General features: G+C 37.8%; 6 protein-coding genes. 4 read left to right on the forward strand and 2 right to left on the reverse strand.

Features of this window, described 5'->3' with window-relative positions; all coding sequences use genetic code 11:
- Nucleotides 1-69 precede the first annotated feature (69 nt).
- From ACLNCS_RS08455 to ACLNCS_RS08470, 4 genes are all read left to right on the forward strand, one after another.
- Nucleotides 70-198 (forward strand): hypothetical protein, encoded by a 129-nt coding sequence (locus ACLNCS_RS08455; protein WP_424848281.1) that lies wholly within the window; start codon nt 70-72, stop codon nt 196-198.
- A gap of 408 nt (nt 199-606) precedes the next feature.
- Nucleotides 607-1,254, forward strand: coding sequence for a hypothetical protein (locus ACLNCS_RS08460; RefSeq protein WP_424848283.1), 648 nt, complete (start codon nt 607-609; stop codon nt 1,252-1,254).
- Nucleotides 1,255-1,960: 706 nt separating this feature from the next.
- Nucleotides 1,961-2,896, forward strand: a complete 936-nt coding sequence (locus ACLNCS_RS08465) for a replication initiation protein (protein WP_424848285.1) — start codon at nt 1,961-1,963, stop codon at nt 2,894-2,896.
- Nucleotides 2,897-2,947: 51 nt separating this feature from the next.
- Nucleotides 2,948-3,700: a hypothetical protein gene (locus ACLNCS_RS08470; protein ID WP_424848287.1), complete on the forward strand. Its 753-nt coding sequence runs from the start codon at nt 2,948-2,950 to the stop codon at nt 3,698-3,700.
- A gap of 485 nt (nt 3,701-4,185) precedes the next feature.
- On the opposite strand, the gene ACLNCS_RS08475 is transcribed toward ACLNCS_RS08470, so the two are convergent.
- Nucleotides 4,186-4,818 carry a replication/maintenance protein RepL gene (locus ACLNCS_RS08475; RefSeq protein WP_424848289.1) on the reverse strand — a complete coding sequence of 211 codons (633 nt, stop codon included), beginning with the start codon at nt 4,816-4,818 and terminating at the stop codon, nt 4,186-4,188.
- Entirely contained in the window at nt 4,805-5,149 is a 345-nt protein-coding gene (locus tag ACLNCS_RS08480; protein ID WP_424848291.1) for a hypothetical protein, read from the reverse strand. The genes ACLNCS_RS08475 and ACLNCS_RS08480 overlap by 14 nt, the downstream gene beginning before the upstream one ends.
- Nucleotides 5,150-6,127: the final 978 nt, after the last annotated feature.

Raw genomic sequence — 6,127 nt, forward strand, 5'->3', positions numbered from 1 at the left:
ACTATGTTTTTATAGCTTTTTTACGAAGAAAAAAAGCGTCTCGGGACGTTTCACCCCTGGCTCATCTGCTTGAGCAAACTAAAGTTAATATCTGAACGCACAGATTATCTGACAGTGCCGAAGTTCTGCGACATCGCTTCGGTCGGTTCCCTTAACGAGTTGGCTCGTCCAACTGACAAGCAGAAGCACCGTCTATAACTAGTGTATTAGCCTAGTTATAGGCGTTTTTTAGTACCGAAAAAGGAGAGGTGGTATATGGCTAAATCAAGAAAAGAAAAGCGTTTAGCACGAAAACAGAAGGCAGAAGAGCAAGTACAGAGCTTGCGAGCGAGCGAGGAAGCTCGGTTTAATCAAGTGTACGAGCTTGGGCGTCAGGTCATTGATAAAAAATGGGCGGACGGTCAAGGCTTGTCACGACATCAGGCAAAGAAAGAGGGGGACGTGTACCGTTATATAACGTCCAGGAAGGCTTACAGGGACGCTTTGGCAAATTGGCGTAGGTTTTCCCAGTTCGTAGCAAAACGGAGCGTAGGGGACGATTTAGACGGCTTAGAATCGATTTTAAAGTATGCAGACCGATATATTCAGAGTTGCGTAGACAAAGATTTGTCTGCGTGGACGTTAACGACTTATAAAGCTCATTTAGGTAAAGTCTTTGATTTACCGACTACGGCTTTTATTCCTACGAAGTCAAGGCGTAGAGCTGATGCCAAGCGCTCACGTGTAGACGTGGAGAGCGATAAACACATTTCCCAAGAGAAGAAAGATTTTTTTGAGATGGTCGGTGGAGCAACTGGATTGCGTAAGTCCGAGCTTCAATCTATCAAGGGTTCAGCGCTTGAAACAGAGCGAGACCTAGACGGCTTTTATTATTTCCGTGTCCAAGGGAAAGGGGGAAAGTGGCGCAGAAGTCCACTTGTCGCTCGTACCGAGGAAGAAGAACGTCTTATCGTTTCATTATTCCGTCAAAACGAGGATTTCTACGTCTTCAACAACCGAGTGAACGAGGTTCAGACCTATGCAGTGCCAAAGAAACTGGACGAACACTCTTCACGAGCTGAGTACGCAAAACGTGTGTATTTGCTGAATGAGAGGGACGTGACCGCTCTTCCGAAGAAGCAGAAGACATTTCTGCGTAAGGATTTGAGAGGGCACGTCTTGGATAAAATGGCAGAATTGGCAGCATCAAAGGCGTTAGGGCATGAGAGAGTTGATGAGTTCAGAAAATCCTATGCTTACAAGCTCGTGAGATGAGCGATTATAGGGAAGTTAGTGATAGATTATCCACGCTTCAGATTTTAAAAGCGCCACAATGTTCGTCTCAGCACCTCACAAATGCAGTAATACCAAGGGTTTAGGGGATTTATAGGTGTAGAAATGTCGGTAGAAAAAAAGGATGATATCTATAACTAGGTTATTAAACTAGTTATAGTATCTATTCCCCATTTTGTACATCAGAAGATACAAGTTTTAGAACTAGAGAAAGTGTATCAACTGTATCAATGCAGTAGTATCAAGGTGTTAGAGCTTTTGTACTAACTGTATCAACTGTATCTAGACCAGTTTAGTTAGATTGATTGCTAATAAAAAGCGAGGGCGTTAGCCCTTAGAGAGCGAAGCTCGTCCTGTTGCGTGAGCGTAGCGAACATATCTATTTGAGATAAGACGACTAAAGAAAAAATACATTTCTAAAGTGGGAAATGGCTCTATGTAATTATATATTGTAAATATATATTGTAATTATATATTGTAGGGTTGGGACAACGCTTAGAGCCACAAGGGGTAGCGAATTTAAAAAATCCCTTCTTCCGAAATAAAATCCCTTCTTCCGAAATAAAATCCCTTCTTCCGAGAATAAAATCCCTTCTTCCGAAAAAAGAAACTTGAGTTTTTTATTTGACAATTAGTAAACCCCTTGATATACTTAGGATAGTTAAAATTAAAACCGAGGTTTTTTATTATGAGTGAAGAAAAAAAAGAAGGTGTGGAAGTTGTGTCTGGAGAGGTTGCGAAGTACAACAACTCCTTTAATAGCATACCTTTGAAGAACTTAACCCTCGTCCAAAAGAAAATCTTAATGACGTTGATTTGGATGATTAAAGACACGGACGGCAGTGAAATTACAATGAACTATGACCGCTTCATAGAGCTGACACAATCAAAACCGAAGTCATTTAGTGACGGTGTACGATTGATAAGACAGACTTTTAATAAGATTTTATCTTTATCAATCGCAGAGATTGAGTCAGAGCAATACTACGAGGGGTTTGTTCTATTCACAAGAAGAAGAATTGACAAAAAGACTGGAGAAATATCAGTCCAAGTCAATCCTGACTACTTTTATTTAATCAAAGACTTTGCGAACGAATATACAAAGATGCCTTTAGCAATCAGCAATAGCTTTGAAAGGCAGTACACGATTGATATTTATAAATTCTTGCGACAATACGCCGATACTGGAATGTGGTTTGTGAAAGTCGAGGATTTCAAGCGTTATGTGGGCGTTCCTGATAATTACGGAGTCGCAAAGGTAAGGGAGAAAGTCATCAATCCGTCCTTAGAAGAGTTGAAAAAGCACTACAAGGAGCTTAGTTTCGTTGAAGTGTACGCAAAGAAAAAGAAAGGCGAGCGTGGACGTAGGAAAGTCAGCTCTTATCGTTTCTTCTTCACAAAAGAAAAACGAGAACAGTGGGAAAATGACAAATTTCTTGAGAAGTTAAACCAAGGCAAAGAAACGAACGTCCCTAAATGGTCGAATCCTGACTATAAAAACGAGACACCAGAAGAAACAAAAGTTGAATTAGAAGCCAAAAAACAAGAGTTGTTAGCTCGTTTAAATAAAGACGTAGACGAGGGATTGGAAAAGTTAAACAACGCAGAACCGTATAAGAAATGATAACTATAACTAGTTTAATAGCCTAGTTATAAAAAGAAAGTAGGTGAATTTATGAGCGACTACAAATCGCCTTTGGAAGAAATTGTTTTCGAGTATGCAGAAGCTATGAAGAAGCGTGAAAAGTACATTGTTTACGCTAAAAGCAAGCCTTTAGGCTTATCATTTGGCAAGCAAGTTATTTGCGCTTCTGCTGACGTTTTGGACGAACTGGAGAACGAAATCAAGGCAATGGAAGACCGTTGCAATAGCAAGACCAAACCAGGAGCAAAGCCTATCAAAATTAAGTATCAAAGGTTTGCTAATACTAGCTCTCATGCTTTATCAATCAATGCAACAAAACATACAAACGTCTACTCAGTAGAGGGAGCGAAGAAACGCATTTGGCAAGAGCTTTGTTTGGCTGAACAATTTGCAGAAGGTCGAAGCAAAGGAGACAAAGAAGCTTGTGCTGAAGAAGTCTCTGAATTGCGAGAAGAGTATAAAAAGTTTGCTGAGTTCATCAGTCAATTTGGCGATGATGTAGCAATTCCAATGGGTCGAGTAAGTGGCTCAAGCTATAAGATTTTCTTTTTTGACGAGGACGAGGGGAAACGTAAGTCTTGTCATTTGAATAATTTAGTAATGTTTGAGCAGACCGAAGACGAAGTCTTTGAACTTGCTCAAGCAGTACAACGCAAACGACGTTCAGACGTAAAAACTCCAGTCTATGAAGCTTTCGGCTTTAACGTCTACAAACCGTTATCAATGACCTACAAGAAGTACAAGGAATTGCACCCTGACCTTGAGGATAAAAAAGTTTCTTAAAACTAGGTTAATAAACTAGTTTAAATAATGATTTTAGAAAAAAGCATGGCTGAATAGACCGTGCTTTTTATTGTGTCGTTTTTTAAGGCAATATAACGTGTTTTGAGAGCTTTAAAGGTGGGGGTGGTATATTTACCCTCGGAAGATAGTTCCCTTCGTTTTCTATTGTTATCTATACACGTTTCAGAGCTTAAAATCGATTGTAGGATTTTTCTTTCCTAAAAATTCGGAAAAAGGGACTTTTTTAATTGCTGATGAAAAAAGAGCTGATTTTATTCAAAATTTCTGCATATTCGGTGCTGAGATGAACATTCTGACGTCATTTCAGGTTAATTTGTGGACGATAGACCACGAAAAAACCCTAGAGCGCCAAGGCTTAGGGGTTGTTTTGCTATTGAGATACTTCTTTCAGAAAAAGAAACATTTTTCGGAAAGACATAGACCGTTACATTAACAATGAGTTTTTGAACATTTTTTGTTCTTGACTAGTTTACCATTTCTTCGTTTAGGCTTCCGTCTTCGTTGACTGCTTCCAGTTGCTCTTCCTCGATTTCTTTAAACGTCAGCAAGACTTGTTTGTTATCGCGGATAGATTTGAAGAACGTGATAGTTTCTTCTGACAAGTGATAAGCGTTCTTGATAAACGATTCTTTGATAACGATGTTCTTTTTGTGCAATTTCTGAACGATTTTTTGAACCGTCAGATATGATAATCCTAGTCTATCTGCGATTACTTGATTACCCAAAGTGTAGACTTTTCTTTTTTCAATCTCTGTTGTTTCGTCATAAACGAAGCAAAGAATTTTGGCTGCAAAATCTTCTGTCATGCCGTAGACTAACAAGAACTGACGTACTGCAAGCTCACGAATTAGTTTTTTATCTGTTGATGAAAAAGTGAGGTCTGCGATAAGCGGTTCATGAATAGCTTTTTCACGTTTCGCAAAATAGACTTTTCCTTTCACGTCATAGATTGCGCCCTTTCGTCCGCCTTTCTTTTTAGCTTGCGAAACCTTTTGCTCTTCCGCTCCCTCAGTTGGCTTTTGCTCAATTTCTTCCGCGCGTTCTTCTCTTACTTCAACTTTTGAAAAATTAAATTCTTTGTCTTTAAATTCTGCCATTTTTTTTACCTTTCTTTTCTAACCATGCTTTAAATTCTTGGTAGGTTTCCATTTGTTCTACACGTTGAAAATCATCTCCACGATAAGCCATAATATCAACCAACTTCAATAGCAAATCAATCCAACTATTTGCATATCCTTCCTGACGGTAAGCCATTTTAAGACCACATTTGAAAAAATAAAGTCCAGCGTATTTTGCTCTTTCTTCTGAATGTAAAATCAATCTAAATTCAGGGCAAGAGCAGACTTTCCGAGCTTCGTGAAGTGTATCTCTCCAATCTTTACGCTCTGAAAGTAAATCGTTCCAAATTTCACGCTCAGTTTGTTCCATGATTTTACCTATTGTATATGTTTAGATACATACCCTTTTTAAACGTGATGTTATTTCTACCTATATTGTACCATATATTAAGACTATATACAAGTAAAAAGATTTTCTTTGTTTTGTGATGCTACTTTTGGGCGTGGATGAGGGCGAGCAGGGGCGAGCTTGTGCCTTTGCGGTTCGAAGGCACTTCGGTCTGATTTTAGAAGACCGAACCTTTTTCCGAGAAAAACGCTTGACGTTTTGTGAGGGAAAATCAAGGAATTTTTATTGCGTGGAGCAATAAAAAGGGCTGAAAGCCATAAATGTTTAGCTGAACTATAAAGGGGGCTGAAAGCCACTTTTATGGTCGGCTAAACATTTATCAGGGATAAATGGCGGATATTTCATCTTTTTTCTATTAAAGATGAGGTAAAAAATTTCATGCTGATTTTTCTTTTCGTCAGTCTGATTTTTTTATTTTGTTTTTTATGGCATACTAGTATTAAGGATGATTGATAGGATAGAGCAATAGAAATAAGCAACCGATTTTTTCGGATTGCGAATTAGGAAACAAAATACAGTTTTAATGGATTTTACACCAACATATTTAAGTAAAAAATATTCTTAATAGCTCAATCAAAAACATAGTCTATATATAATCTATCCAAAAATCAAATAAATTTTTTTAAAAAGTATTTATAACTAAAGAGGAAACAAAAAAATATAAAGGAGGAGAAATAAAAAATATCTTTAGCTATTAAGTTGAACTATGTGGAAAAATTTATTTTAAGTATATTGTATAACGTTATGTGAATACAACTAAACCAACAAAAGAAAGAGAGGAAACAGTTAGTGGTAAGGTTCGTAGCAGTTAAAACTGGTTATTACAACGATTAGCTATCGTGTAACTAGAAGAAAAAAGAGAAAGTGGGCGTGTTTTTTTTAGAAGTGCCTACTTTCTGTGTATTTTATTTTTAATATAGTCCGTCATTGCTTTAAATG

It is taken from the genome of Streptococcus sp. CL9.43 (assembly GCF_049737935.1).
Classification (GTDB): domain Bacteria; phylum Bacillota; class Bacilli; order Lactobacillales; family Streptococcaceae; genus Streptococcus; species Streptococcus infantis_I.